Here is a 26,366-nt window from a genome sequence, read left to right as displayed (position 1 = left end):
TATGTTGTACAATAAAGTATGACAATGATAGTGAAGGTGAAATAATGGAAAGATTACAAAAAGTGATTGCAAGAAGTGGTGTAGCAAGTCGCAGAAAAGCAGAACAATTAATATTAGATGGTAAGGTTAAAGTCAATCATAAAACGATTACTGAACTTGGCTTTAAAGTATCGGATAAGGATTTAGTCGAAGTCAATGGTATGAAAATTGAAAAAGAAGAAAAAGTTTATTACATTATTAATAAACCAGCAGGTTGTATTTCTGCAGTTTCAGATGATAAAGACAGAACTGTGGTTGTTGATTATTTTCATGAAAAAGGTGTCAAGGAACGTATATTTCCTGTTGGAAGATTAGATTATGACACAACAGGAGCGTTAATTTTAACTAATGATGGTGAATTAGCTAATTTATTAATGCATCCCAAAAATGAAATTGATAAAGTTTATTTAGTAAGATGTGTGGGAATTGTTAATAATCCTGCTCTGATGAAACTAAGAACGGGTATTAAGTTAGAAGGATATACTACCGCAAAAGCTAAAGTCGAATTAATAAGCATTGATAAGAAAAATCAATCTTCTTCAGTAAGAATTACAATCCATGAAGGTAAATATCATCAAGTAAAATTAATGTTTGAGGCTATAGGACACCCTGTCAAAAAATTAAGACGTGAAAGATATGCGTTTTTAGATGTTGCTGGATTAAAATCAGGAGAGTTTCGTCGGTTAAAAATACATGAAGTTAAGCATCTTTATGTATTAGCACAATATAAAGAGGATACAAAGAAGTATCAAATAAGAAATTATTAAATTAAAAAAATAATTATTCTTTAAATGGAATAATTATTTTTTATATATTTGGTAAAAGAACATTATTAAAAACATGAAAATTGATAAAAAAAAGACTGAATTTTTAAAATTCAGTCTTTACTTTATGTTAATTAAAATAACCCAGTAGCACTAAATAGTGAAGCAAATACTAACGATACAATTGTCATCAATTTAATTAAGATGTTAATTGATGGACCAGACGTATCTTTGAATGGATCACCTACTGTGTCACCAACAACAGCAGCTTTATGTTCTTCAGAGCCTTTACGTCCATCTGCTTCAATTGATTTTTTAGCATTGTCCCAAGCACCACCAGCATTAGCCATGAAAATAGCCATCATGATACCACTTGCTAAAGCACCAGCTAATAATCCACCCAAGGCAGCTGAACCTAAAATGAATCCAGTTAATAAAGGTGCTAAAACAGCTAATATACCAGGTAGTATCATTTCTCTAATTGCTGCACCTGTAGAAATTTCAACACATTTAGCATAGTCAGGTTTTCCTTTACCTTCCATAATGCCAGGTATTTCACGGAACTGACGACGAACTTCTTCAATCATATCAAATGCTGCTTTACCAACAGAAGACATAGTTAATGCTGAGAATAAGAATGGTAACATCGCACCGATTAATAATCCAACGACAACAAGAGGATCCAATACGTTAACACTTTCTAAATTAGCGACTTGAGCGTAAGCTGCAAATAAAGCAAGTGCTGTTAAAGCAGCAGAACCAATCGCAAATCCTTTACCTATAGCAGCTGTTGTATTACCAACAGAGTCTAATTTATCAGTAATTTTACGTACATCACTAGGAAGTTCAGCCATTTCAGCAATACCACCAGCGTTATCAGCAATTGGACCATAAGCATCGATAGCAACAGTATTACCAACAATTGACAACATCCCAACTGCAGCAAGTGCTATTCCATAAAGACCAGCAAATTGATATGCAAGGATTGTACCAGCACCAATAACTAATACAGGTAAAGCGGTAGATGACATACCAACAGATAAACCTGAAATGATGGTTGTTGCAGGGCCTGTTTTAGATTGATCAACAATTTTTTTAATAAAACGATAATCACTAGAAGTGTATATTTCTGTTAAGACACCGATTATTAATCCAACTACTAAACCAGAAATAATCGCAGCAAATGGTTTATATGAATCAAATACAAAGAAACTAAGTGCTAATGATGCAATAACGGTAATAAAAGCACTAACATAAGTTCCTAATTTTAATGATTTATGTGGGTCAGAATTTTCATTTCCCTTAACAAAGAATGATCCTAAAATTGAAGCAATGATTCCAATTGCAGCAATTATAACAGGGAATAATGCAAATTCAACTTTTGCCAATGCACTATCAGTTGTGACCTCTTTTAATATGTCTAATAAAGCATGGTCATCAAATAGTTCTGGTTTATTAATAAATTGATTAACAGTTGTAATACCTAATGTAATTGCAGCAATAATAGAACCAACATATGATTCAAATAGGTCAGCACCCATTCCTGCAACATCTCCAACATTGTCCCCAACATTATCTGCAATTACTGCAGGGTTTCTTGGGTCATCTTCAGGAATTCCAGCTTCAACTTTTCCAACTAAATCAGCACCAACGTCAGCAGCTTTTGTATAAATACCTCCACCAACACGTCCGAATAATGCGATTGATGAAGCACCTAATCCGAATCCACTGATAACATCTTGAATGCTAATAGTTGCATTTGCATTTGATAAGATAATAGTTTCAATTGCATAAACTAAACTGATTCCGAATAGTCCTAAACCTACAACGCTCATTCCCATTACAGATCCACCACTAAATGCAATTGATAAAGCTTTATTCATTCCGCTTTCTTTTGCAGCAGCAGCAGTACGTGCATTTGCACTTGTTGCAGCCTTCATTCCAATATAACCAGCAAGTGCTGATAAGAAAGCTCCAAACAAGAAATTAATGGCTGTTAACCAAGCGTTTAAAGAGGTTACATCTTTTGATAACTGTGTTAAAAATCCTATTAATAAGAATAACACACCAGCAAAGATAATGAGTATTTTATACTCTCTAGATAAAAATGCCATTGCTCCTTCTTTAATATATGATTGAATTTCAATCATTCTATCTGTTCCTTTAGGTGCTTTATTGACTCTGTTATATAATACTAACGCATATAATAAGCCAATTACACCGATAGCAATAGCAGCATAAATTAAGTTTGCCATGTTAAATTTCTCCTCCTAAATAGTTTCATTACATAACATAAGAATTATAGCAAAATTTATATTTTTAAGCAAATATTTCTCGTTATTTTTTTATTTATTTATTCATAGTATGATAAAGAATTTTTCAATTAATGCAAAAATCTATTATAAAATAGATAAAAATGTGCTATAATTCTAATGATATATTTTTAAAGGGTGATTCATTATGAGTATTAATGATAAACAAATACATACAAATTACAAAAATCAAAAAAGTAAGATGCCCCATATGTTTCAAAAAAGCAATCAAGACACTAATTTGGTTAATGACGATATTGATTTATTACCTCAACATCAACATAATTTGTCAAAAATTGTTAAAAGTTATCAAAGTTCTCAAAAAATCGATTTAAAAGGTGAGAATAATACTTTAGTTAGTACTGTTAAAAACTTATTAGAAACACAAACTACTGAAGAAATTAACTCTCTTTATGATTATTTAGAACAACTAAAAGGAAATTATGTTAGTGAAAAAGTACTAGATGTTGATGAACAAATAGATTTAGAACCAGATAATGATGAAACAAACTTTGAAATTGAAGTATCTACAGAACAAGATCATAATAATGATGATGTGAATATAAATGATATATTACATAAATCAGAACAAGAAATTATAAATACAACAGATCAGAAATCGTTATTGAAAAGTTTAATTGATGACATAAATTTAAATTCTTCAAGTAACACTAACAATGATGATTCTTTGCTTGAAGATAATATGAATGAAATAATTGATGAAACAGTAGAAGAAGATTTTGTTGCAGATGAGATAAAAAAAACAACTTCTGATAATCAACAGACAAAACCGACTGTTAAAAAGAAGATATTACCAAGTATACTTCTTATTATGTTTTTTATTCTTCTTGCGATTTTGATATTTCTATATAGAGAAACGATTTTAGAATTTATTCAAAAAATTTTATTACAACTTAACATTCAAGGCTACTTGAATATTTAGGAGGAATCATGAGGTATAATAGTGTAGCAATTGATGGACCAGCAGGAGCAGGTAAAAGCACCATTGCGAAAAAATTGGCAGAGAGATTAAAATATGTCTATGTCGATACTGGTGCTATGTACCGCGCTATTACATATAAAGCATTGAATTTAAATATTGACATCAATGATGAAGCTCAATATGAATTTCTTGAAACAATTAATTTACAATTGACTCCAGATAATAAAATTTTTATTGATGGATTAGACATTACAAATGAAATTCGTAGTCGTTATGTATCAAATGCTGTTTCTGTTGTTTCATCAAAAAAGATCGTTCGCGATAAAATTGTTCCTATGCAAAGAGCAATTTCTTTAAATTCAAATGTTATTATGGATGGGAGAGATATTGGAACAAATGTCTTAAAAGATGCAACGTTTAAGTTTTTCTTAACTGCTTCTGTTGAAGAACGAGCAAAAAGAAGATATTTAGAACTAAAATCAAATAACATCGAAGTAAATTTAGATGAAATAAAAGAGGAAATTATTAAACGGGATCACTATGATTCTAATCGAGAATTGAATCCTTTAAAGAAAGCAGAAGATGCTTTAGAAATTGATACATCTAAACTTACAATTGTTGAAGTGGTAAACATAATGATTGGTATAATTTTAGGGAAGGTGACTGACATGAGCGAAAAAGAAATTTATGACATTCAAAAATTTAGAATTGGACAAACAATTGAAGGAGAAGTTATTGAAGTAACTGATAATGAGGTCCTAGTTGATTTTCATTATGCTACAGAAGGGAGAATTTATTTAAACCAATTAACACTAAATAAGGTATCTAGTGCGAAGGAGTTGTACCAAGAAGGGGATACAATTAAAGCGAAAATCAAAAAAATAAATGATGAAGTTGCTTTATTATCACGCATTGATATTGAAAAAGAACAAAATTTACATAAGATTGAAAATAAGTTTCATCATAAAAATGTAGTTGCAGGAAAAGTTACTGAAGAAAAAAGAAATGTATTTATCGTTAATATTTACGGGATTGACTGCATTATGCCTAAAAATGAAGTTGATGTTGACGCTAATTTTAATGGTGAATCATTACTAAATGAAACAATTAAAGTTAAAATAATTGAAATGAAAAAAGATAGAAGAGGAATGAAAATTGTCGTATCAAGAAGAGCAGTAATCGCAGCTGAATACTTCAAAGATAAATTAAAAAAATATAACGCAATCGAAAAAGATGCAGTTTATGAAGGAGAAGTCGTTAGAATTGAACGTTACGGTTTATTAGTCGTTGCACATAATTATCAAGGACTTGTTCCATTAAGACAAATCTCTCATTTACCATTCCAAGATATATCAGAAGTAGCTAAAATTGGAGATAAAGTAAATATTAAAGTAATCGATAAAAATGATGAAAAATTACAAGTATTATATTCAATTAAGGCGTTACTTCCTAAACCATGGGAAGTTGTTGGGCAAAATGTCAAAGAAGGAGACGTTATAGAAGGAACTATTGTTCGTATTACCGACTTTGGTGCATTTATTAATGTTTATCCTTATGTTGATGGATTACTACATAAAAATGAATATTCATATAATCCAAATATTAACATGTTTGACCATATTGAAGTAGGTCAAAAAATCAAAGTAAAAGTAAACCGAATTGACGTAAATCATGAAAAATTATCTTTATCAGTTCGTGGAATTAAAGAAAATCCTTGGTTTACATGTGGATTAAAAAAATATGATATTGTAGAAATGAAAGTTGTTGATTTTGTTGATGGTGATGCCATTGTTTCTTATGTAGAAGATGTCGTGGGATTATTATCTAAAAAACAAATTACAGGTGAAAAAAGAATTACTAAAGCTGAAGATGAATTAACAGTGGGTCAAACAATTAATGTAAAAGTAATGGATTTTAATCCTGAAGAACAAATATTATCAGTTAGTATTCGTCGTATTAAAGAAGATACTGAAAGAAAAGAATTTCTTAAATATATGAAAGAACAAGATCAAGTTAAAAATGATACACTTGGTGACATGTTTGGAGATAAATTAAAGGAATTATTAAGCGGCGACGAAGAATAAAAAATGCAGGTGAAAATTTATGTTTCCAGTAGTTGCGATAGTGGGACGTCCTAATTGTGGGAAGTCCACTATTTTTAATAGAATCGTAGGTCAAAGGTTGTCTATTGTCGAAGATACTCCTGGAGTAACACGTGATAGAATTTACTCAAAAGGTGAATGGTTAGGTAGTAAATTTAATTTAATTGATACCGGTGGAATAGAAATATCTGATGAACCATTCCTTTCACAAATAAAACAACAAGCAGAAATTGCAATAGATGAAGCAGATGTAATTATATTTGTCTGTAACGTCCGTGATGGAATTACTGCTGCCGATGAATTTGTTGCGAATTTATTGTTTAAAAGTAATAAAGAAGTTATATGTGCCGTTAATAAAGTGGATGATATCAGTTTTAAAGAAAGTGTCTATGAATTTTATTCTTTAGGATTCGCTGATGTTATTCCGATTTCTTCAACACATGGAATTGGATTTGGTGATTTGTTAGATGCTTTGATTCATAAGTTACCAAAAGAAAAAGTTATAAATTACGATGAAAAGACAATTAAATTTTCTTTGATTGGAAGACCAAATGTTGGAAAATCATCTCTAACAAATGTTTTGTTAGGTGAAGAAAGAGTAATTGTTAGTGATATTGCTGGAACCACACGTGATGCAATTGATACCCAGTTTACTAAAGATGGTCATGATTATGTGGTTATTGATACAGCTGGAATGCGTAAAAAAGGTAAAGTTTATGAAAATACCGAAAAATATAGTGTGTTAAGAGCGATGTCTGCCATTGAACGTAGTGATGTTTGTGTGGTTGTTTTAAATGCTTTTGAAGGAATTAGAGAGTTTGATAAGCGTATTGCAGGCTATGCACATAATAATAATAAAGCAGTTATTTTATGTGTTAATAAATGGGATGCGATTGATAAAGATGATAAAACGATGAAACGTTGGATAGAAAATATTAGACGTGAATTTGTCTTTTTAGATTATGCTCCGATTATTTTTATTAGTGCTAAAGAAAATAAACGGATTCATACGTTATTTGATGCATTACTTAAAGCATTTGAAAATTATTCTCGTCGTGTTCCAACGAATGTATTAAACGAAGTTATTCTAGATGCTGCCAGTCTAAATCCTGCGCCAACACATAATGGTGGTAAATTAAGAATTTATTACGTCACACAAGTAGATGTCAAACCACCAACTTTCGTGATGTTTGTAAATCATCCAAAGTATTTACACTTTTCTTATGAGCGGTTTTTAGATAATAAATTAAGAGAGAATTTCGAATTTACTGGAACACCGATTAAATTAATACCTAGAATTAGAGATTAAAAGGTGGAATAAACATGAGAACAATTACAATTATAGGTGCAGGAAGTTGGGGTAGTGGTTTATCGCTTTTACTTGCTGATAATAAACATTTAGTAAAGGTATATGATTTAGACCAATCATTGATTGCAGAAATTAATAACCATCATACAAATGAGCGTTATTTACCAGGTTCTAAACTTCCAAATAGTATTATTGGGTATACAGATTTAAAAGAAGCTTTACTTGGTAGTGATGTAGTATTGACCGTTGTACCAACTAAGGTGATGCGTCAAGCCTTAAAAAGTGTTAATGATTCTTTGGACCACCCAGTTGTATTTGTTAATGCTAGTAAAGGGATTGAGCCAAAGACATTTAAACGTGTCTCAGAAATTGTTTATGAAGAAATAGCACCAGAAAAAATTAAAGGATTTGTTGCACTAACTGGACCAAGTCACGCTGAAGAGGTTATTAAACGTCAATTGACAACAGTCGCAGCATCAAGTGATAACATAGAACTTGCTAAAGATATACAACAATTATTTAATAATGATGAGTATTTTCGCGTTTACACGTTAAATGATTTAATTGGTGCTGAATTAGGCGGTTCATTAAAAAACATTATTGCTTTAGCTGCTGGTATTTTATCAGGTTTAGGTTATGGTGATAATGCAAAAGCGGCTTTAATTACTCGAGGACTAGCTGAAATGAGAAGACTCGCTGTAAAAGCTGGAGCTAAAGAAGAAACCTTATTTGGGTTAACAGGTCTTGGTGATTTAATTGTAACAGCTACTAGTATGCATAGTCGTAATTATCAAGCAGGTTTAAAAATCGGAAGTGGAAAAAATTTAAAAGAAACTTTAGCATCGATGACTATGGTTGTTGAAGGTGTTAGAAGTTGTGAAGCTGCTTATAAGTATGCTAAAGAATTAGATGTAGAAATGCCGATAATTTTTGCGGTTTATGATGTTTTATTTAATGAAATAGAACCTGTTGAAATTTTGAAAGAATTAATGCAAAGAAATTTAAAATCAGAATAAAAGCACATTACCTCCTACTTTGTCATATACTTATTATGAATCAAGTCTAGGAGGTTTTTTGTTATGTTTAAAAATGTTTTTGATGAAATAAACAAAAAGGCTAGTATTGATAAAAACACTATTTTTGATATTGCTGATAGTATAAAAAATGCAGATTTAAGTGATGAGAAAGTGTTAAGAAAATTAATTCGAGATATTTCAAAAGTAGCTAATAAAAATGTTACGAAAGATTTAGAGGATAAAATTGTAAAAAAAATAAAAAATGATGGCGTTCCATCAAATATAAACGATTTATTTTAAACTTAGGGAAATCCTAAGTTTTTTTATTTATCATCAAGTTGTATAAGATATAATTTTATCCATTTTTTTATTTTATATGAAGAAGATATAAACAAAATTGAAGGAAAAAAGCTTAAATGGGAGTTAATTCTCTTAAAAAATGTCAAAAAAGTTAAAAATTAGAATTTATATATAAGTTTTTTACTTATTTTTGAATATATGAGTCATTAAAAAAATATAATGTTGTGAGAAGAAATAAGAAAGCGAGGAATAATATGAGCGAAGAATATATTCGTGATATAGTCGAACGTACCTCTAAAGAGCTCTATTTAGGAGTTGTGGGACCTGTACGTTCGGGGAAATCCACATTTATTAGAAAATTTGTTGAATCATTGATCCTACCGAATGTTCACGACGAAGACTTATATAAAAAAGTAGTCGATGAATTACCTCAAGCAGCGGATGGAAGAACCATCATGACCACAGAACCTAAATTTATTCCGAATCAAATTATGAGCATTAATTTAGATGACTTAGATGTAAAGGTTCGTTTAGTTGATTGTGTTGGTTTTGTCATCCCTAATTCAAAAGGATATACTGATGATGAGGGACCAAGAATGGTTCACACCCCATGGTTTGAAGAGCCGATTCCATTTAAGGATGCTGCTGAAATTGGAACTAGAAAAGTTATTGAAGATCATTCGACAATTGGTATTGTCATGACAACAGATGGTTCAATTTGTGATTTTTCAAGAGAAGATTATTTAGAAGCTGAAGAAAGAACGATAAATGATTTAAAACAGTTAGATAAGCCATTTATTGTTGTTTTAAACAGTAGACATCCTCAAAAACAAGAAACCCAGGCATTACGTGATACATTAGTAGAAAAGTATGATGTACCTGTTCTTCCTATCTCTGTTGAAAATATTTCTTTACGTGATGTAAATCGAGTATTAAAAGAAGCTCTTTATGAATTTAAGATTAAAGAACTTAATATTAAAGTTCCAAGTTGGATTAGTGTTTTAAATGAAAACCACAGTGTAAAAAGACAATTTGATGATGTTATCAAAAATGTTAGTAATGAATATCAAAAATTACGTGAAACTAATAAAATCGTTGAGGCATTAAGAGAAAATGAATTTATTAGTGACGTTCAATTAACTGCAGTTGACCCTGCCTCTGGTTCAGCTGAAATTACAGTTGTTTGTAAAGATGAATTATATAATGAAATTATTGAAAGTATAATTGGACAAAAATTAGATGATAGAGGTGAATTTATTTCATTACTTCAAGAATATCGTGAAGCGAAACATGAATATGATAGTATTTCTTCTGCTTTACATATGGTTCGTCAATTAGGTTATGGAATTGCAACCCCAAGAATTGAAGATATGAAATTAGATAAGCCTGAAGTTGTTAAACAAGGTAGTCGATATGGTGTTAAATTACGTGCAATTGCGCCTTCTATTCATATGATAAAAGTTGATGTTGAATCAACTTTCGAACCGATTATTGGGACAGAACAACAAAGTCAAGACTTAATTAATTATATTATGCAAGACTATGATAGAGATCCATTATCCGTATGGAAACAAGATATTTTTGGTAGAACACTTGATTCTTTAGTCGTAGATGGAATTAATGCTAAACTTTATGTGCTACCAGACAAGGCTAGACAGAAGTTCCGTGACACTCTTGAAAAGGTGATAAATAAGGGTTCTGGAGGCTTAATTGCGATTATTTTATAGTTGAATTGAAAAAATTCAAGTATAATATAAGAAAAAAGATGAAAAATATAAACATAGATATTGTATATTGTCAAAAATTATGTTATATTATTTGAGTCACATATAAAGGAGGCGTAGTTATGAACAAATCACAATTAATTAACGTTGTAGCAGAAAAAACAGAAATGAAAAAGAAAGACGTTGAGTTAGTAGTTGACACAATGATTAACACCATTTACGACACTTTAAAATCACGTGATAAAGTGACTGTCTCTGGTTTTGGTACATTTGAAACCAAACACCGAAAAGAACGTAATGGAGTTAACCCTAAAACAGGAGAAAAAATCATCGTGACAGAAGCAATTCTTCCAATTTTCAAAGCTGGAAAAACATTCAAAGAAGAAATAAAATAATATGAAGTAATTATAAAAAGGGTAATTTGGACCTACTACTTTAACAAAGTAGTAGGTTTTTATTTTTATAAACAATTTTTCAAGTTTTATTAATCAAATAAATATTGTAATAATATAATAGTATAAAAAGAATGAATATTTATAAAGGAGGAACACATGATTAAGAAATATGTTCATATTAGCCTCCTTTTTATCATTGGTATGGGATTAATTTGTTTAATTATAAAAAAAGATAATCAATTATATAAGATTGAAGAAAAAATATTAGAAATTATCACCCATTCACAAAGTACAACTTGTCTAGAATTAAAACTTTTAAATAGATCACTTAAAAATATGTATTATAAAAAACAAGATGATCATGCGTTAAGAACACATGTCAGTATTGAAAGATTTGTTGGATTAATTAACTCAAATAAAATAATCCCAGCAAGAAATGCTACTTTCCATAATATTAATGATTGTCATAATTTAAAATACTTAAGTCGGAATGGGCACTATGAATATATTGTGAAAGTTGAAAAAGATGAGAATGGGAATAATTTATTTATTAAAATTGTTACAAATTCGATAAATAAAGGAACTTATAATTTTTTCAATCAAGAAGGTAGATGGTGGCAAAGGAGTTTACATCATTTTGATGTAATCTTTTGGTTATTATATGGAACGAGTTATGAAGATCAGTCTACGGTAAGTGACAGGTTAGATTTTTATTTTAATCGAAATAACGCGTGTGGAGGTTTAGATGAAAATTAAAATGTTTTTAATAACGTTAATTATAATATGTATAGGATTAATCTTTTTCTTCTCTTCCTCATATAATCCCCAAATTAAGCCTAGTTCTTGTAAAATTAATGGTAAATTGAATTCTACATTTGATATTTTACTTCCTATCTCATGTCCAAATGGGCAAATATTTGATTCAAATTCCATCGGTTATAGTAATTTTAAGGGAGAGATAGTATTACTAGATGAAAATTGGGTGAACGCCTCACTATTTCATGATAATTACTTTGCGATTGTAACCAATAAGGATCATCTAGATGCAATCATAAATAAAAAGGGTAATTATATTTTAGATTATGAGTATTCTGATATATCTTATTTAGGTGAGGATCGCTATTTTTTGAAAAAAATAGTTAATGAAAAACACACTTATTTTTTTGGACGTTATGTAGACGGTCAAATAATGATTAAAGAAGTTGAATATGAGTATATGTACGATTATGCAGAAGGATTAGCAGCAGTTATCTTAAAGGGAAACAATAAAATTGGTTATGTTGATAAAAATGGTGAACTTGTAATCCCATTTATTTATGACAGAAATCCACTACTTACTCATCAATTTTTTAATGGAAAAGTAGTGGTTATTAAAGATGGATTATATGGTGTTATTAATCGAGAAAATGAAGTAGTTGTTCCTTTTGCATATGATTATATACAACCAAGCACACAAAAAGAAATTTATTTAAAGTTTAGTCAAGAAGCTAAATGGGGACTTATGAATAATCGATATGAGATAATGATTAACCCTGCATTTTTATCAATGGGAAATGATTCAGAAAATATTATTTCAGTTAGTTTAAATCAAATCAATTATGCCTTCTTAAATATTGATACTAATCAATTAATTACCGATTTTATTTATAAAAAAGCAAGTAATCATAATTTTATTGATCAATATAATTATTTTCAAAATCAACATGCTGTTGTTACAAAAGATTCACAACATTTCAATCTATTAAATCAGGATGGTTTAGAATTATTTACAGAAGAGTATTTAGGAATAAAAATGATAAATAAAAGGTATGTATTGTTGAAAAGTGATGATGAATTATTTTATTTATATAATTTACAAACCAAAGAATCAATAGAATTTAATGCCTTAGATATCCTAGTGTATCCTCATTTTGAGGTTTTAGCGATTTGTAATGAGTTTTATGAAGATGGTGCAATGGTTTATCAACTTTATGATTTAGGAGGGAATGAAATAATTCCTGGGTTGAAAATATATGATTATATGAAAATACATATAATTAATGATACGCCTTATCTTTATTTTAATGGAGAGTTATATAATAAGTCATTTAGTTCATATTTTGATAAAGAAATGAATTTGATTTGGAAACCATAAAAAACTTCATAACTTTTTTGAGGTTTTTTATTTATGATGAAATAAAAAATGAATTATGTTAAAATATAATGAGAAAAATAAAAACGGATGTGAATGATATGCGCTATATCAGTAGTGGTTACTCTCATGGTAAACAAATTACAATTATTTTAGAAGGAATCCCAAGTAATGTTTTTTTAGATTTAGATGAAATTAATGAAGCTTTAAGGGAAAGACAATTAGGATATGGTCGTGGGGGTCGAATGAAAATTGAAAGTGATAAAGCAGAGATTTTATCAGGCGTTTTATTTGGTAAAACAACAGGAGCCCCTATGACGATTGTTGTGAAAAATAAAGATTATATAAATCATCAGTCGTATATGGACCCATTTACATATGATGTACAAGATTATCAAAAGGTAGAAATTCCACGCCCAGGACATGCAGATTTAGTTGGTGCGATTAAATATAATCAAGATGATATGCGGTGTGTTTTTGAAAGAGCTAGTGCGAGAGAAACCGTCTCACGTGTAGTCGTTGGTGCTATTTGCTTACAGATATTGAGACAATTGGGTATATCCGTTATCTCTTATGTGACAAATATTGGTGGAATAACACTTGATGATGATTTTGATTTAAGTTATTTAGAGCAATCAGAAGTAAGAATGCCAAGTCAAAAAAGTAGTGTTATGGTAAAACGATTAATCGATGAGGCGAAAATAAAAAAAGACACATTAGGCGGAATATGTCAGGTAGAGGTAACAAATGTACCTGCTGGACTAGGAAGTTATGTATCTCATGAGACTAAATTAGACGCAAAAATTGCTGCTTCAGTTTTAAGTATACAGTCGTGTAAAGGAATAGAGTTTGGAGATGGTTTTTCTTTAGGCGACCATTTTGGTAGTGAAGTTCATGATGAAATTGTTTATCACAACGGCTTTACTCGTACAAGCAACCATTATGGTGGCTTTGAAGGTGGAATGACAACAGGGATGCCAATTGTATTAAAAGCAGTGTTTAAACCGATTCCAACCTTAATGAAGCCTCTACAATCCGTTCATATAAAATCAAAAGAAGCAGTTTTATCCCATATAGAACGCAGTGATGTTTGTGTTGTACCCTCAGCAAGTATCATTTGTATGTATACAGTAGTTTATGAAATCGCAAAAGCTATTTTTGAACAATTTACTTCTGATACAATGGAACAATTAAAAGAAGCCCTCACATCATACCGTGAATATGTAAAACAGTTTTAAATTATTAGTGGTATAGCATTTTCGGAGGTTTATATGAAGAAAATTACAATTAATGCATTAGATAAAAATTATGATATTTATATTGGAGATGTTTTAAAAACACTGAAGCAGTTTATAACAACTGATGAAAAGGTGTTAATTATTACAGATGATACAGTAAAAGACATTCATTTAGAAACGTTAAAAAAAGTGGTTCAAACAGATTATCTTTTTTCATTACCTGAAAATCCGGAAAATAGTAAAAATCTTTCATCATATGAAAAATGCATTGATTATTGTGTAAATCATTATTTAGATAGAAATGTTCTTGTTTTAGCGTTTGGTGGAGGTGTTGTCACTGACTTTGCAGGTTTTTTTGCTTCAACATACAAAAGAGGTGTTCGATTAATTCATCTACCAACAACATTATTGTCGCATGATAGTTCAGTTGGTGGGAAAACAGCGTTGAACTTTCATGAAATTAAAAATGTGATTGGCTCTTTTTACCAGCCTGATGTTGTAATCTATCATTTAGATTTTTTAAAAACTTTGCCTGAAAAAGAAATCCTAAGTGGTTTTGGTGAAGTCTTTAAACATGATTTATTATCTGAAGGTTATATTTTAAATCAATTAATGGATGAAAATCGTTCATTATACCAGCTTGTTGATGATGATTTTTTCATGGAAGAGATATTATATCGTTCAATACTAGTAAAGAAGATTTATATTGAAATGGATATTTATGATAAGCTTGGTAAAAGACAATTTTTAAACTTTGGTCATACACTAGCTCATGGAATTGAAATAATAGATCAATATTCGCATGGGGAAGCAGTGAGTTTAGGAATATGTTTTGATTTATTTTTGTCTGATAATCCATTTTATGAATTATTTTATCAAAAACTAATTGATTGGGGTTATTTTAAAACAAAACCAGTTTTTCATATTGAGGATATGTTAAAAATAATTAAAAATGATAAAAAAAATGAAAATGAATTTCTCAAATTTATTGGACTTTATCGTTTTGGACAACCCTATGAAATTAATTTAACTATAGAAGAATTTAAAGAAAAATTAACTCAGTTTAAGATGGTGCTATTATGAAATTAAGTGGAGAAGTAATATTACCTGGTGATAAATCAATATCTCATAGAGCGTTACTGTTAAGTGCGATTAGTTATGGAAAAGCAAAAATTAAACATTTATTAAAAAGTGAAGATGTTAAAGCAACAATTGGTGTATTAAAAGCTTTAGGTGTTGAGATTGTTGAAGATAATGATTGTGTATATGTGACAGGTCGTGGTTTTGAAGGTCTTAATGAACCAATAGAAATACTTAATTGTATGAATTCAGGAACAACTGCACGACTTTTACTAGGGCTTTTATCAGGATTAGAAATCAGTTCAGTATTAAATGGAGATGATTCTCTTTCTAAACGTCCTATGAGGCGCGTAGTTAAACATTTAGAATGTTTGCAGGCAAATATACTACTCACAGATAAAAACTATCTACCCGCTGAAATAATGCCTTCAAAACTAAAAGGGAATGAAGTTTTTCTAGATGTAAGTAGTGCTCAAGTGAAGTCAGCGGTTTTATTAGCAGCATTAAAAGTCAAAGAGCCCACTGTTATCCATGAATTAAGTACCTCAAGAAATCATACGGAACTGATGCTTCAATCGATGGGAGCAGATATTTCTGCTAATGACTTAACAATTAGATTATCTGGGAAGAATCGTTTAAATGCAGTTGATATAATTGTACCTGGAGATATTTCTTCAGCAGCTTATTTTATAGTTGCTTGTTTAATCACACCAGATAGTGAAATTTTAATAAAGGATTGTGGTCTTAATCCGACTCGAATAGGAATTTTAAAGGTATTAGATCAAATTGGGGCTTATTATAAAATTATGAATCAAAAAGTTATTTGTAATGAAATAGTGGGGGATCTTTATCTTAAATATCAAAGCAATTTGAAACCACTCAAATTAGAAAAAAACTTAATTCCGTACCTTATTGATGAAATACCGATTTTAACACTCCTAGCAACACAAATATATGGAACATCTGTAATTAAAGATGCACGTGAATTAAGAGTTAAAGAATCAGATAGAATTAAATCAACTAAAAGTTCACTTACACTTTTAGGGGCTGATATAATAGAATTAGAGGATGGAATGATAATAAATGGAAAGACAAATCTTACACCAAATACAGTTGATTCCTATTATGATCATCGGATTAGCATGATGTTAAAGGTCGCAAAAATCATTTGTGGTAATATAAAAATTAAACATGATGATTGTGATAAAATTTCCTATCCAAATTTTGAAAATGATTTAAGGAAACTGCTTAAATAAGTTATGAATAAGATATTCTTGACATAAAGTGAGATAGGGAGGGAATATCATGGGTAATACAGTAACTGTTATCTTATTGTTATTTGTTCCGGTGGTATTGGTAACAAGTTATGTTTATGTGAGTAAGCGCCATTATGAAAGAACACATATGCATAAAAAGGCTAAATACCACATTAAGAGGAAATAATAATGAAGATAGTTATCAATGGAATCTCTGGGAAAATGGGCGCTTTCCTATATGATTACTTAAAAGAAAAAAATGAATATGAAGTTGTTGCTGGGATATCAAGGCAAAATTTAGATTTGGGAATCCCAATTCATCCTGAATTCAAAACGTGTTTAGAAAACGAACAATTTGATACCTTAATTGATTTTTCGATTTATCCATTTTGTTTAGACATAATTAAGAAAGCAATATTAAATCAGATTAATGTCGTTAGTGGGACAACAGGGTATAAAAAGTATGATGTTCAACATTTGAAGTATCTCGCTAAAAAAAATCAAGTAGGAATCATAATTTCTCCTAATTTTTCACTTGTCAATAAAGAAATGTCAGAACTTATTGTTCAAATTAAAAATATACTACCTAATGTAGAAATAATTGAAGAACACAATATTCATAAAAAAGATAAGCCAAGTGGTACTGCTAAATATTTTGGGAAACTATTAAATGTTGATCGTGAACACATTCATTCAGTTAGACTTCCAGGAATTATCGCTAATCATCATTTGTTGTTTGCTGATAATAACCAAAGTATTTTTTTAACACATAAGATTAATAATCGCCAAGCCTTTATAAATGGAATTGAACATGCGATAATAGAAGTAACAAATTATAAAACCATAGAAATATTAATATAGAAGGGGATAAAATGAATAATTCAAAAGTAATAATTAAAACATTAAATGAGCATGGATATGATGCATATATTGTAGGAGGTTATGTTCGAGATTTCTTACTTGATAAAGAAAACTCAGATATTGATATCGCAACAAACGCCTTACCTGATGTTGTAAAAGAAATATTTCCAAAAACAATATTAACTGGCTTAAAACATGGTACAGTGACTGTTTGTTTAAAAGATGCTCAGTATGAAGTGACTACCTTTAGGACAGAAAGTACGTATATTAATAATCGAAAACCAGATCAAGTTGCTTTTGTTTCTAATCTAGAAGAAGATGTTAAAAGACGTGATTTTACAATGAATGCCTTAGCTTTAACGATTGATCATCAAATTATTGATTATGTTGGTGGAAAAAAAGATATAGAGGATAAAATCATTCGAACGGTTGGAAATCCTTATGATCGTTTTCAAGAGGATGCTTTAAGAATGCTTCGCGCATTTCGTTTTGTTTCTACTTTAGGATTTACAATTGAAAATGAGGCACTACTTGCCATAAAACAAAATGCACACCTTATCAAAAATATTTCTCATGAACGAATTTTAATAGAATTTGATAAAATGATGAGAGGAACTAATTTTTTAAAGGCTATTGAAGTTTTAGTTAGTACATCCTTTCATGAACATTTGCCTATTTTAAAAAATGGATTAGAAACAATAAATAAGACAAAAATAGTTCCCCTTGATTTATTTGAATTTTTAACCATCTGTGCGGTTAGTTCTAGTTATGAACAAGTGATGGAACTTCCTATTTCTAATCATAATAAAAAAGAAATACGGATTGTTTATGAAATGTTTGAATTAGATATTATTGATTATCCAAAACCTTTGATTTTTAGAAATGGTTTAAGAAATTGCTTGTTCACCAATAAATTAAATGTTTTTTTAAATCATACAACTGATAAAAAAACAGAAATTATTGAAGCATACCAATCAATGCCAATTCATAAACAATGTGATGTGAAATTTAAAGGTGATGACATAATCACTTTGTTTAACAAAGAACCAGGTTCATGGATTAGTGATGTTCTTGATGATCTATGTTTAAAAATACTTATTGGAGAATTCCAAAATGAATATCAAGTAATTAAAGAATATTTACAAAATAAGTATTTGAAGAGAAGTTAAATGAAACTTCTCTTTTAATTTTTTTTATTAATTTACTATATATAAATTAAAAATTATAACACTTTCTTTTAATATAAAATTTCGACATTTTTTATTATCAAAGTAATTAACTTATGTTATAATAGTCATACATAATGAACCTGATTGGAGATGTATGATGATGACTGATCCGTTTATTAAGCAATTAATTCATAATCGTTTAATTAATGTGAAAGATTATATTATAAATAATTATACTAAATTAGAATTAGATGAAAAATTAGCGATGCTACTGCTTCACATTTATAATGTGAGTGAACAAGGAGAACATTTTTTATCAATAAATAATTTAAAGGATAAAATGACACTTGATTTTGTGGAGTGTTCAAACTTAGTTTTAAAATTAGTTCAAGCTAATTTAATTGCCTTTGATATTGTTGTTGACAACAATGGAAAACGAAAAGAAAAATTTACATTAGAACCACTTTATCAAAGAATCTTACAAGATTTAATCTATCAAAATGATAAAGAAATTAAAGTTAATCGAGAAAATGATACGAGTGAACTCGTTTATTTAATTGAAAAAGAATTTGGTAGAACATTATCTTCATTTGAAATGCAGATGATTGCTTCATGGATAAATGAATATCATTATGATTTAGGGTTAATTAAATTAGCGATAAAAGAAGCTTTATTATCTTCTGCTTATAACTTAAAATATGTTGATCGTATTTTACTAACTTGGCAACAAAAAAATATTCAAAATGTAGAACAAGCTCGAGAATATACTAAGACTTTTAAACGCTATGAGGTACCTAAAAAAGAAATGCCAATAAAAGAAGAGGAAGTTTACGTTTCATGGATGAAGTAGCAAAACAAATAGTTTCTGCTTTTGATGAAATGTATCCTAATGCCCATTGTGAATTAGAACATCGGAATCATTTTGAATTATTAGTTGCTGTAATGTTGTCAGCACAAACGACTGATAAAAGTGTTAATAAAGTAACCAAATCTTTGTTTGAAAAATATAAAACACCACAAGATTTTGCTAAAGCGAGTTTAGAAGAAATTGAACAGGCGATTAAACAATTAGGTTTATATAAAAATAAAGCTAAAAACTTAAAGAAAATGTCACAAATGTTAATTGATGATTTTAACGTGCAAGTACCAGAAAAACACGTTGATTTAGTGAAACTTCCTGGAGTAGGAAGAAAAACGGCGAATGTAGTCCTATCAGTTGCGTTTAATGAACCTGCCTTTGCGGTTGATACGCATGTTGAACGGGTGAGTAAACGGCTTAATATCGCTGCTAAAGATGATTCTGTATTAACAGTTGAAAAAAAACTGAATGCTTTCTTTCCAAAAGCACTGTGGAATAAACTTCATCATCAAATGATTTTTTTTGGTAGATACCATTGTTTATCGCGTAAACCAAATTGTCATAAGTGTCCATTAAAAATGATTTGTCGTTATTATAAAGAAAATGAAAATAAATAATGTCCTTTTTATCTAAAGGACATTTTTTTAGAGGTGATAAGATGTTTGAAACAAAAAAAGAACTATTTGATTGGTTAAGTACACAAAATAAGTTTTCAATGAAATTACATTTAACACGGGTTAAAAGAGCTTGTGAGATACTAGGAAACCCTCAAGATGAGTTGAAAACAGTTCATGTTGCAGGGACCAATGGGAAAGGGTCAACCGTAAATTATATTAGTCGTTTATTAGTAGCCTCAGGATTTAAAGTGGGAATCTATATTTCTCCTTATATTATAACTTTTAACGAACGGATTCAAATAAATCATGAATATATTAGTGATGAAGACTTACTTAGATGTGCTAATATCATTTTACCTGTTATAGAACAAGTTGAAAAAGAATTAAATGATGAAATGACAGAATTTGAGATTATCACCTTACTTTCATTTGTCTATTTTAAATCAAAAAAAGTAGATTATGTTATCTTTGAGGTAGGACTTGGTGGACGATATGATGCGACAAATGTGATTAACCCACTTGTGTGTGGAATAACTAATATTTCCTATGATCATATCGGTGTTTTAGGAAATACTTTAACTCAAATTGCTTATGAGAAAGCTGGTATTGTTAAAGAAAATACATTATTATTGACTACTGAAGAAAGGGAAACAGTACTTCAAGTCTTTGAAGATTATTGTAAAGAAGTTAATGGGAAATTACAAATTTGTGATTTTGATGAGATAAAAGATCCCCAATTTAGTGACCATGGCATGACTTTTAATTATCAAAGATTGCCTTTATATGTACCGATGTTAGGCATTCATCAGTTAAAAAATCTTTTGTTAGCACTAAAGATATATGAGTATTTAATGAAAATACGAAAGATGTCAATAAAAGATGAATATATTTATAATGGACTTAAAAATGCTAAATGGGGTGGACGTTTAGAAATCATTAAGGAAAAACCACTCGTATTAATTGATGGTTCACATAATATTGATGGTGTAAATACTCTAGTTGAAGCAATGAAATATTATTTAGATAAAGGGTATAAGATACATACAGTATTTGCGGCTTTAAAAGATAAAGAAACAGATAAAATGTTAGCACAATTACAATCGATTAGTACTGAGTTAACTCTAACAAGTTTTAATTACTATAGGGCAGAAACGGCTAAAAATTTATATGAGAATACGAATAAATTAAATGTCACTTATCACGAAGATTATTTAACAGTATTGAATGAAAAATTAAATAAGATTAAAAATGAGGAATTATTACTTGTAACAGGCTCATTATATTTTATTTCAAAAGTTATTACTTATTTTCAATCGATTGACAAAGATTGATAATATATTCTTCTCTCATGTGTTAAAAATAATTTATGAGGTGATAGAATGAAGAATTGGTTTAATTCTGATACAAGAATTATTTTTAATGTCATATTAGCCTTAATCGTAGGGATTATTTTCGGGAAATTTTTAGGAAATAGTATGTTAAGAAATGAAGCGATATATGCAAATGCGACTAACTATTCAGATGATATCTATATATTACAATCAGGGGTGTATTATGATGAATCAACTGCAACGATTGCTTTAGATCAAATGAAAAAACTAGGGCTAATCGGTCTTGTTGTGAAAGAACATGATAATTATTATGTTTATCATGGTGTTTCATCAAATACAGAAAGTTTTACAGGTATGACACAAATATTAGAAGATAATCAAATAAATTATTTAATTAAGTCAAAAAAATTATATTACATGTTGACGGATTTGGATCCTAGTTCTGATGAATATAAGTTTTATTATGATAGTATTAATTATTATACATCGCTTATTCATAAGACTCAGGTACAGATAGATGATGATTATATTAATCGTGTTAATGTCATTAATTTAGAATTATACAATAATATAAACATTTTAAATAATGATTTAAGTAGTACTTCATCTCCACTTTATGAGTTGTATATATACAAAAATTTAGTTGATTTGTTACTTTAAAACGTAGGGAAAAGTCCTACGCTTTTTATTTATTTTATAAAATACAAGTCATATGTCGTATATAGAGATGAATAATGAAAAAAAAGGTGATAAAATGATTAATTATTTAATAAAGGAAATACCTAAAGAAGAAAGACCAAGAGAAAAAATGGAGATAAAAGGACCGAATATGTTAAACAATTCTGAATTAATCGCAATATTATTACGTACAGGTTCACAAAAAAAATCTGCCATTCATTTAGCAGAAGAAATAATAATAAAATATCCAAATTTATATGCTTTAAAAAATATTACGTTAGATGAGTTAATAAAGATAAAGGGAATTGGTAAAGCGAAAGCAATTCAAATATTAGCAGCTATAGAACTAGGAAAAAGAACAAATCATTATATTTTAGAACGAGGTATACAAATTAAATCACCCAATGAGTGTGCTGATTATATTGCTGAGGAAGTAAAATCATTAGAACAAGAACATTTTATTGGAATTTATTTAGACACCAAAAACAGAATATTAGCAAAAAAGACATTGTTTGTTGGTTCATTAAATAAATCCTTGGTACACCCCAGAGAAGTATTTAAAGAAGCGCTAAGACATGGATGTGCATCCATAATTGTGGTTCACAACCATCCAAGTGGGGACCCCACCCCAAGTACTCAAGACATTTCTGTCACCAAAAGGTTGATGGAAGTTGGAGAATTAATGGGAATAGAGTTACTTGATCATTTAGTCATAGGTACTGATGGATATATTAGTATGAGGGAAGAGAAGTATATATAGAGTTTCGATTTAATGATTCAAAAGAACCGATTATCCAAAAGTAATATTTATATTTAATTAATTGATTTATATTCACCAACAATTTTGTCATATTTCATAAATTGATACATATTATTACACGGAATTAAATATTGTACAGTGTTTTCTCTTTCCAAAGACTAAAATCAGCATATTCAGCATATATTTTAAAGAAACCAAAAATTATTATTGAATTAGTTATCCTTTATGTTATTATATAAATAATTATAGATATAAGGGGGGAAATCATGAAAAAAATAATGATTATTATTTTCATTTATTTTTTATCTACGATTATTGTGGGATGTAATGTTTCAGAAAACAATCAATATACCATAACATTTGATAGCAACGGTGGAACAGATGTATCAGCAATTACTCATGACTATAACACACAAATAACAGAACCAGATGCCCCAACTAAAACAGGATATACTTTTGGTGGATGGTACAGTGATAGTAATTTAACAACCGCTTATGAGTTTATGAAAATGCCATCAGAAAATATTACGTTATACGCTAAATGGTTATCAACTGAAGGGTTGAATTATACTTCTTTAGGATATAATACTTGTTCGGTAAGTGGATATAGCGGTTCATACCCTTATCTTTTGATTCCTAAATATTATAATGGGTGTTTAATAACAACAATAGGAGATTACGTATTTACTGGAGCAACAAGTTTAACAAGTATAACAATACCAAATAGTGTAACAACAATAGGAGCTGGAGCATTTAGTAGCGCTACAAGTTTAACAGCAGTAATATTTGAAGAAGGTAGTCAATTAACAACAATAGGGAATAGTGCATTTTCTCGTACCGAAATCACAAGTATAACAATACCAAATAGTGTAACTACAATAGGGGATTTGGCATTTTCCCGCAGCGGAATCACGAGTATAACAATACCAAATAGTGTAACAACAATAGGGCGTAGTGTATTTTTTGGAGCAACAAGTTTAACAAGTATCAATGTTGATGTTGATAATCTTCAATTTTGCTCTAAAGATGGATTTTTATTAAATAAAAATCAAACAAAAATTATTGCTTATCCAGCAGGTAACAATGAAACTACATATACAATTCCAAATAGTGTAACGACAATAGATTATGAAACATTTTCTGGAGCAACAAGTTTAACTAGTATTACAATACCAAAAAGTGTAACAACAATAGGGCGCAATGCATTTTCTGGAGCAACAAGTTTAACAAGTATCAATGTTGATGTTGATAATCCTCGATATATCTCTAAAGATGGAGTCTTACTAAATAAAAATCAAACAACAATAATTGCTTATCCAGTAGGTAATAATGAAACTACATATACAATTCCAGATAGTGTAACAACAATAGGGGATTGTGCATTTTTTGGAGCAACAAGTTTAACAAGTATAACAATACCAAATAGTGTAACAACAATAGGGAATGATGCATTTTCTACAACAAGTTTAACAAGTATCATTATAACTGCTACGACACCACCATCAATAGATGATAATTTGGGGGTTTTGAATAGAAATTTAAAAATTTATGTTCCATCTGATTATGTAAGCATTTATAAAACTTGGTGGAGTTATTATGCTAGAATAATTTTCCCAATTGATAATTGATTTAGTAATTACTTTAACTCCATATTTTTATCATAGAATGAAAACTTGAGTTATAAGATAGAGTTTAAATAATGGAAATAATTTTAATTTTAGTTTATTTTAGTGTTTTCTGTTTTTAGGGATAATTGACAAGAATATATAATTAATAAAAATCGTTAACTGAAATTTCATGTTGACGATTTTTCTTCCCTATACGTATTGTCACCATCGTCCACCCCAGAGAAGTTTTCAAAGAAACACTAAGACATGGCTGTGCATCGATTATTGTCGTACACAATCATCCAAGTGGAGATCCCACTCCAAGTACACAAGACATATCTATCACTAAAAGGTTGATGGAAGTAGGAGAATTAATGGGAATAGACTTACTTGATCATTTAGTGATAGGTACTGATGGATATATTAGTATGAGGGAAGAGAAGTATATTTAACTTCTCTTTTTAATGTATACTCAAGTTTTACAAGCATTATTTATTAATTTTTAATTCATCAAGATATTTTGAAAAAACTTCAACATATCGTGTTCCAAAAGAAACACTTGTTATTGCAGTATAATGGATTTTATAGGGCTCTTCTTGCCAAATGCCATCAGCATCAAAATGATAAATATAAACAAAGTTTTTATAAACTTTATCTATTTTTCCAATAACAAATTCGCATTCATCATCATTTAAACTTTCTTTTTCAATAATGACATTCTTATTTAAAGAATTTAAAGAATTAAAAACTGATTCCCAATTAGAAATATCTACAATAGGTTTTTTTATGCTTTCTATTATTCCTTCATTTTTTAGAATTTCTAAACACTTATCGTCTTTGATTTGTACTTTTGTAACATCAACAAATCTACGAATTGAATACCCATCAATTATGAAATCATCTTCTTCTGCACCTAAAAATAACTTATCATTTGCATAAAGTGGAAAATAGTACCAATAATGTTTATCATATCTAAAAAACATTCTGCAAAGATTTCTTTGATTTATACTACGATTAACAATCTCTTTTATTCCTGATTTTTTCAATTTTTACCCCTCCAATTAAAAAATTTAAGTAATTAATAAATATATAGTTCTCTCTATTTGTTAGTTATAACAATATTATATCAAAGGGTATTTAATAAGTATATTGTTTATAAGTAACATCATTATTTACAATCAGAAGCTTGATTTAAAATAGATTATAATTAATCATTAAAGCTTACCTAATTTTTATGAATTTGCTATTATTAGTTTTAATTATAGAGTATATAATTAAAAGTAAAGAATTTAATACAAACAATTTCTCATGAGTATTTAGTAATGTTAATTCGTCATTTGCGTTATATATTTAAATTTAAATCAAAAGAAGTTGTAAAATATGATATAATATAATAAAGAAAGAAAGCATAAGTAATGGTTTATAAAGAAGAGATATTTTTTATGAAATCAAAGAGAAAGTGGCGTAATCAAAGAAAATTCATGCCGGATAATTAATAGATTATATTAAAAGGTAATAATAGTTTCTTTTAAATGTGTATTTAAAGTGATCGGAGGTTTTATTTTGAAAGATGAAAAATTAATTAAAGTTTATAACGCAGGTAAGAAGAAGTTTTACATCAATAATCTTATAGCAATTCAAACTATTCCAATTCCATTATTGTTGGTTAATATTATGTTAGAGTATATTAATAATAATAAATGGTATGGATGGGATTTAGTTTTATATTGTTTATTAGCAGCGTATGTAACAGTTTTAATATTATATATAATAATTGTTCCTATAAAATGGGAAGATTTTAAAGATAAATATAAGAGTATAGAAAAGAAATGACCCTCTGTGTTAGAATAGTTGTCATGGAGCTCTAAAAATAGT

Annotated in this window: 25 protein-coding genes and 1 pseudogene; 24 read left to right on the top strand and 2 right to left on the bottom strand. The window is 29.0% G+C overall.

From position 1 onward, the window contains the following. Positions 1 to 44 precede the first annotated feature (44 nt). Positions 45 to 806: an rRNA pseudouridine synthase gene (locus KHQ81_08815; GenBank protein QVK16989.1), complete on the top strand. Its 762-nt coding sequence runs from the start codon at positions 45 to 47 to the stop codon at positions 804 to 806. Between the two features lie 131 nt (positions 807 to 937). On the opposite strand, the gene KHQ81_08810 is transcribed toward KHQ81_08815, so the two are convergent. Continuing rightward, the gene (locus tag KHQ81_08810) at positions 938 to 3,058 is read right to left on the bottom strand and encodes a sodium-translocating pyrophosphatase (protein ID QVK16988.1); all 2,121 of its coding nucleotides are present in this window, start codon (positions 3,056 to 3,058) and stop codon (positions 938 to 940) included. Between the two features lie 205 nt (positions 3,059 to 3,263). On the opposite strand from KHQ81_08810, the gene KHQ81_08805 reads away from it, so the two are divergent. From KHQ81_08805 to KHQ81_08700, 22 genes and pseudogenes are all read left to right on the top strand, one after another. After that, positions 3,264 to 4,058, top strand: coding sequence for a hypothetical protein (locus KHQ81_08805; GenBank protein QVK16987.1), 795 nt, complete (start codon positions 3,264 to 3,266; stop codon positions 4,056 to 4,058). Positions 4,059 to 4,066: 8 nt separating this feature from the next. Beyond that, positions 4,067 to 4,720, top strand: a pseudogene (gene cmk / locus KHQ81_08800) ((d)CMP kinase). A 6-nt stretch (positions 4,721 to 4,726) separates the two neighbouring features. Further along, the gene (locus KHQ81_08795; GenBank protein QVK19606.1) at positions 4,727 to 6,142 is read left to right on the top strand and encodes a S1 RNA-binding domain-containing protein; all 1,416 of its coding nucleotides are present in this window, start codon (positions 4,727 to 4,729) and stop codon (positions 6,140 to 6,142) included. Positions 6,143 to 6,161: 19 nt separating this feature from the next. Next, on the top strand, positions 6,162 to 7,469 hold the full coding sequence (gene der, locus KHQ81_08790) for a ribosome biogenesis GTPase Der (protein QVK16986.1): 1,308 nt from the start codon (positions 6,162 to 6,164) through the stop codon (positions 7,467 to 7,469). Between the two features lie 14 nt (positions 7,470 to 7,483). After that, complete coding sequence (locus tag KHQ81_08785) at positions 7,484 to 8,485, top strand: NAD(P)H-dependent glycerol-3-phosphate dehydrogenase (protein QVK16985.1); 1,002 nt, start codon at positions 7,484 to 7,486, stop codon at positions 8,483 to 8,485. A 63-nt stretch (positions 8,486 to 8,548) separates the two neighbouring features. Continuing rightward, positions 8,549 to 8,785, top strand: coding sequence for a stage VI sporulation protein F (locus KHQ81_08780; GenBank protein ID QVK16984.1), 237 nt, complete (start codon positions 8,549 to 8,551; stop codon positions 8,783 to 8,785). 254 nt (positions 8,786 to 9,039) lie between these two features. Then, positions 9,040 to 10,512 carry a stage IV sporulation protein A gene (spoIVA, locus tag KHQ81_08775; GenBank protein QVK16983.1) on the top strand — a complete coding sequence of 491 codons (1,473 nt, stop codon included), beginning with the start codon at positions 9,040 to 9,042 and terminating at the stop codon, positions 10,510 to 10,512. A gap of 119 nt (positions 10,513 to 10,631) precedes the next feature. Beyond that, positions 10,632 to 10,904 (top strand): HU family DNA-binding protein, encoded by a 273-nt coding sequence (locus KHQ81_08770; GenBank protein QVK16982.1) that lies wholly within the window; start codon positions 10,632 to 10,634, stop codon positions 10,902 to 10,904. A 156-nt stretch (positions 10,905 to 11,060) separates the two neighbouring features. Further along, a complete protein-coding gene (locus KHQ81_08765; protein ID QVK16981.1) occupies positions 11,061 to 11,660 on the top strand; it encodes a hypothetical protein in 600 nt (199 codons plus the stop codon). Continuing rightward, a complete protein-coding gene (locus KHQ81_08760) occupies positions 11,650 to 13,038 on the top strand; it encodes a WG repeat-containing protein (protein ID QVK16980.1) in 1,389 nt (462 codons plus the stop codon). The genes KHQ81_08765 and KHQ81_08760 overlap by 11 nt, the downstream gene beginning before the upstream one ends. 98 nt (positions 13,039 to 13,136) lie before the next feature. Continuing rightward, positions 13,137 to 14,273, top strand: a complete 1,137-nt coding sequence (gene aroC / locus KHQ81_08755) for a chorismate synthase (GenBank protein QVK19605.1) — start codon at positions 13,137 to 13,139, stop codon at positions 14,271 to 14,273. Between the two features lie 33 nt (positions 14,274 to 14,306). Next, entirely contained in the window at positions 14,307 to 15,356 is a 1,050-nt protein-coding gene (locus tag KHQ81_08750; GenBank protein ID QVK16979.1) for a 3-dehydroquinate synthase, read from the top strand. Beyond that, the gene (aroA, locus tag KHQ81_08745; protein ID QVK19604.1) at positions 15,350 to 16,609 is read left to right on the top strand and encodes a 3-phosphoshikimate 1-carboxyvinyltransferase; all 1,260 of its coding nucleotides are present in this window, start codon (positions 15,350 to 15,352) and stop codon (positions 16,607 to 16,609) included. Before KHQ81_08750 ends, aroA begins: the two co-directional genes overlap by 7 nt. Positions 16,610 to 16,798: 189 nt before the next feature. After that, positions 16,799 to 17,470, top strand: coding sequence for a dihydrodipicolinate reductase (locus KHQ81_08740; protein QVK16978.1), 672 nt, complete (start codon positions 16,799 to 16,801; stop codon positions 17,468 to 17,470). An 11-nt stretch (positions 17,471 to 17,481) separates the two neighbouring features. Then, positions 17,482 to 18,639, top strand: a complete 1,158-nt coding sequence (locus tag KHQ81_08735; protein QVK16977.1) for a CCA tRNA nucleotidyltransferase — start codon at positions 17,482 to 17,484, stop codon at positions 18,637 to 18,639. A 160-nt stretch (positions 18,640 to 18,799) separates the two neighbouring features. Further along, positions 18,800 to 19,489 (top strand): DnaD domain protein, encoded by a 690-nt coding sequence (locus tag KHQ81_08730; protein QVK16976.1) that lies wholly within the window; start codon positions 18,800 to 18,802, stop codon positions 19,487 to 19,489. After that, positions 19,477 to 20,115: an endonuclease III gene (nth, locus tag KHQ81_08725; GenBank protein QVK16975.1), complete on the top strand. Its 639-nt coding sequence runs from the start codon at positions 19,477 to 19,479 to the stop codon at positions 20,113 to 20,115. The genes KHQ81_08730 and nth overlap by 13 nt, the downstream gene beginning before the upstream one ends. 41 nt (positions 20,116 to 20,156) lie before the next feature. Next, positions 20,157 to 21,446, top strand: a complete 1,290-nt coding sequence (locus KHQ81_08720) for a bifunctional folylpolyglutamate synthase/dihydrofolate synthase (protein QVK16974.1) — start codon at positions 20,157 to 20,159, stop codon at positions 21,444 to 21,446. Between the two features lie 48 nt (positions 21,447 to 21,494). After that, complete coding sequence (locus KHQ81_08715) at positions 21,495 to 22,106, top strand: hypothetical protein (protein ID QVK16973.1); 612 nt, start codon at positions 21,495 to 21,497, stop codon at positions 22,104 to 22,106. Between the two features lie 97 nt (positions 22,107 to 22,203). Then, the gene (radC, locus tag KHQ81_08710) at positions 22,204 to 22,884 is read left to right on the top strand and encodes a DNA repair protein RadC (GenBank protein QVK19603.1); all 681 of its coding nucleotides are present in this window, start codon (positions 22,204 to 22,206) and stop codon (positions 22,882 to 22,884) included. Between the two features lie 266 nt (positions 22,885 to 23,150). Further along, a complete protein-coding gene (locus KHQ81_08705; GenBank protein QVK16972.1) occupies positions 23,151 to 24,512 on the top strand; it encodes a leucine-rich repeat protein in 1,362 nt (453 codons plus the stop codon). A gap of 191 nt (positions 24,513 to 24,703) precedes the next feature. After that, positions 24,704 to 24,943 (top strand): DNA repair protein, encoded by a 240-nt coding sequence (locus tag KHQ81_08700; GenBank protein QVK19602.1) that lies wholly within the window; start codon positions 24,704 to 24,706, stop codon positions 24,941 to 24,943. Between the two features lie 36 nt (positions 24,944 to 24,979). Here KHQ81_08700 and KHQ81_08695 read toward each other — a convergent pair whose 3' ends face one another. Next, positions 24,980 to 25,537, bottom strand: a complete 558-nt coding sequence (locus tag KHQ81_08695; protein QVK16971.1) for a hypothetical protein — start codon at positions 25,535 to 25,537, stop codon at positions 24,980 to 24,982. 517 nt (positions 25,538 to 26,054) lie between these two features. Between KHQ81_08695 and KHQ81_08690 the strand changes: the two genes are divergently transcribed. Continuing rightward, positions 26,055 to 26,324, top strand: a complete 270-nt coding sequence (locus KHQ81_08690; GenBank protein QVK16970.1) for a hypothetical protein — start codon at positions 26,055 to 26,057, stop codon at positions 26,322 to 26,324. The last annotated feature ends 42 nt before the right edge of the window (positions 26,325 to 26,366 follow it).

Source organism: Mycoplasmatota bacterium (assembly GCA_018394295.1).
In the GTDB taxonomy this organism is placed as follows: Bacteria; Bacillota_I; Bacilli_A; order Haloplasmatales; family Haloplasmataceae; genus JAENYC01.
This window is presented reverse-complemented; position numbering and strand designations above follow the sequence as displayed.

Excerpts from the sequence above, each read along its gene's own strand:
- KHQ81_08815 (QVK16989.1), top strand. The coding sequence starts at position 45 with ATGGAAAGATTACAAAAAGTGATTGCAAGAAGTGGTGTAGCAAGTCGC.
- KHQ81_08810 (QVK16988.1), bottom strand. The coding sequence starts at position 3,058 with ATGGCAAACTTAATTTATGCTGCTATTGCTATCGGTGTAATTGGCTTA.
- KHQ81_08805 (QVK16987.1), top strand. The coding sequence starts at position 3,264 with ATGAGTATTAATGATAAACAAATACATACAAATTACAAAAATCAAAAA.
- KHQ81_08795 (QVK19606.1), top strand. The coding sequence starts at position 4,727 with ATGAGCGAAAAAGAAATTTATGACATTCAAAAATTTAGAATTGGACAA.
- der (QVK16986.1), top strand. The coding sequence starts at position 6,162 with ATGTTTCCAGTAGTTGCGATAGTGGGACGTCCTAATTGTGGGAAGTCC.
- KHQ81_08785 (QVK16985.1), top strand. The coding sequence starts at position 7,484 with ATGAGAACAATTACAATTATAGGTGCAGGAAGTTGGGGTAGTGGTTTA.
- KHQ81_08780 (QVK16984.1), top strand. The coding sequence starts at position 8,549 with ATGTTTAAAAATGTTTTTGATGAAATAAACAAAAAGGCTAGTATTGAT.
- spoIVA (QVK16983.1), top strand. The coding sequence starts at position 9,040 with ATGAGCGAAGAATATATTCGTGATATAGTCGAACGTACCTCTAAAGAG.
- KHQ81_08770 (QVK16982.1), top strand. The coding sequence starts at position 10,632 with ATGAACAAATCACAATTAATTAACGTTGTAGCAGAAAAAACAGAAATG.
- KHQ81_08765 (QVK16981.1), top strand. The coding sequence starts at position 11,061 with ATGATTAAGAAATATGTTCATATTAGCCTCCTTTTTATCATTGGTATG.
- KHQ81_08760 (QVK16980.1), top strand. The coding sequence starts at position 11,650 with ATGAAAATTAAAATGTTTTTAATAACGTTAATTATAATATGTATAGGA.
- aroC (QVK19605.1), top strand. The coding sequence starts at position 13,137 with ATGCGCTATATCAGTAGTGGTTACTCTCATGGTAAACAAATTACAATT.
- KHQ81_08750 (QVK16979.1), top strand. The coding sequence starts at position 14,307 with ATGAAGAAAATTACAATTAATGCATTAGATAAAAATTATGATATTTAT.
- KHQ81_08740 (QVK16978.1), top strand. The coding sequence starts at position 16,799 with ATGAAGATAGTTATCAATGGAATCTCTGGGAAAATGGGCGCTTTCCTA.
- KHQ81_08735 (QVK16977.1), top strand. The coding sequence starts at position 17,482 with ATGAATAATTCAAAAGTAATAATTAAAACATTAAATGAGCATGGATAT.
- KHQ81_08730 (QVK16976.1), top strand. The coding sequence starts at position 18,800 with ATGACTGATCCGTTTATTAAGCAATTAATTCATAATCGTTTAATTAAT.
- nth (QVK16975.1), top strand. The coding sequence starts at position 19,477 with ATGGATGAAGTAGCAAAACAAATAGTTTCTGCTTTTGATGAAATGTAT.
- KHQ81_08720 (QVK16974.1), top strand. The coding sequence starts at position 20,157 with ATGTTTGAAACAAAAAAAGAACTATTTGATTGGTTAAGTACACAAAAT.
- KHQ81_08715 (QVK16973.1), top strand. The coding sequence starts at position 21,495 with ATGAAGAATTGGTTTAATTCTGATACAAGAATTATTTTTAATGTCATA.
- KHQ81_08705 (QVK16972.1), top strand. The coding sequence starts at position 23,151 with ATGAAAAAAATAATGATTATTATTTTCATTTATTTTTTATCTACGATT.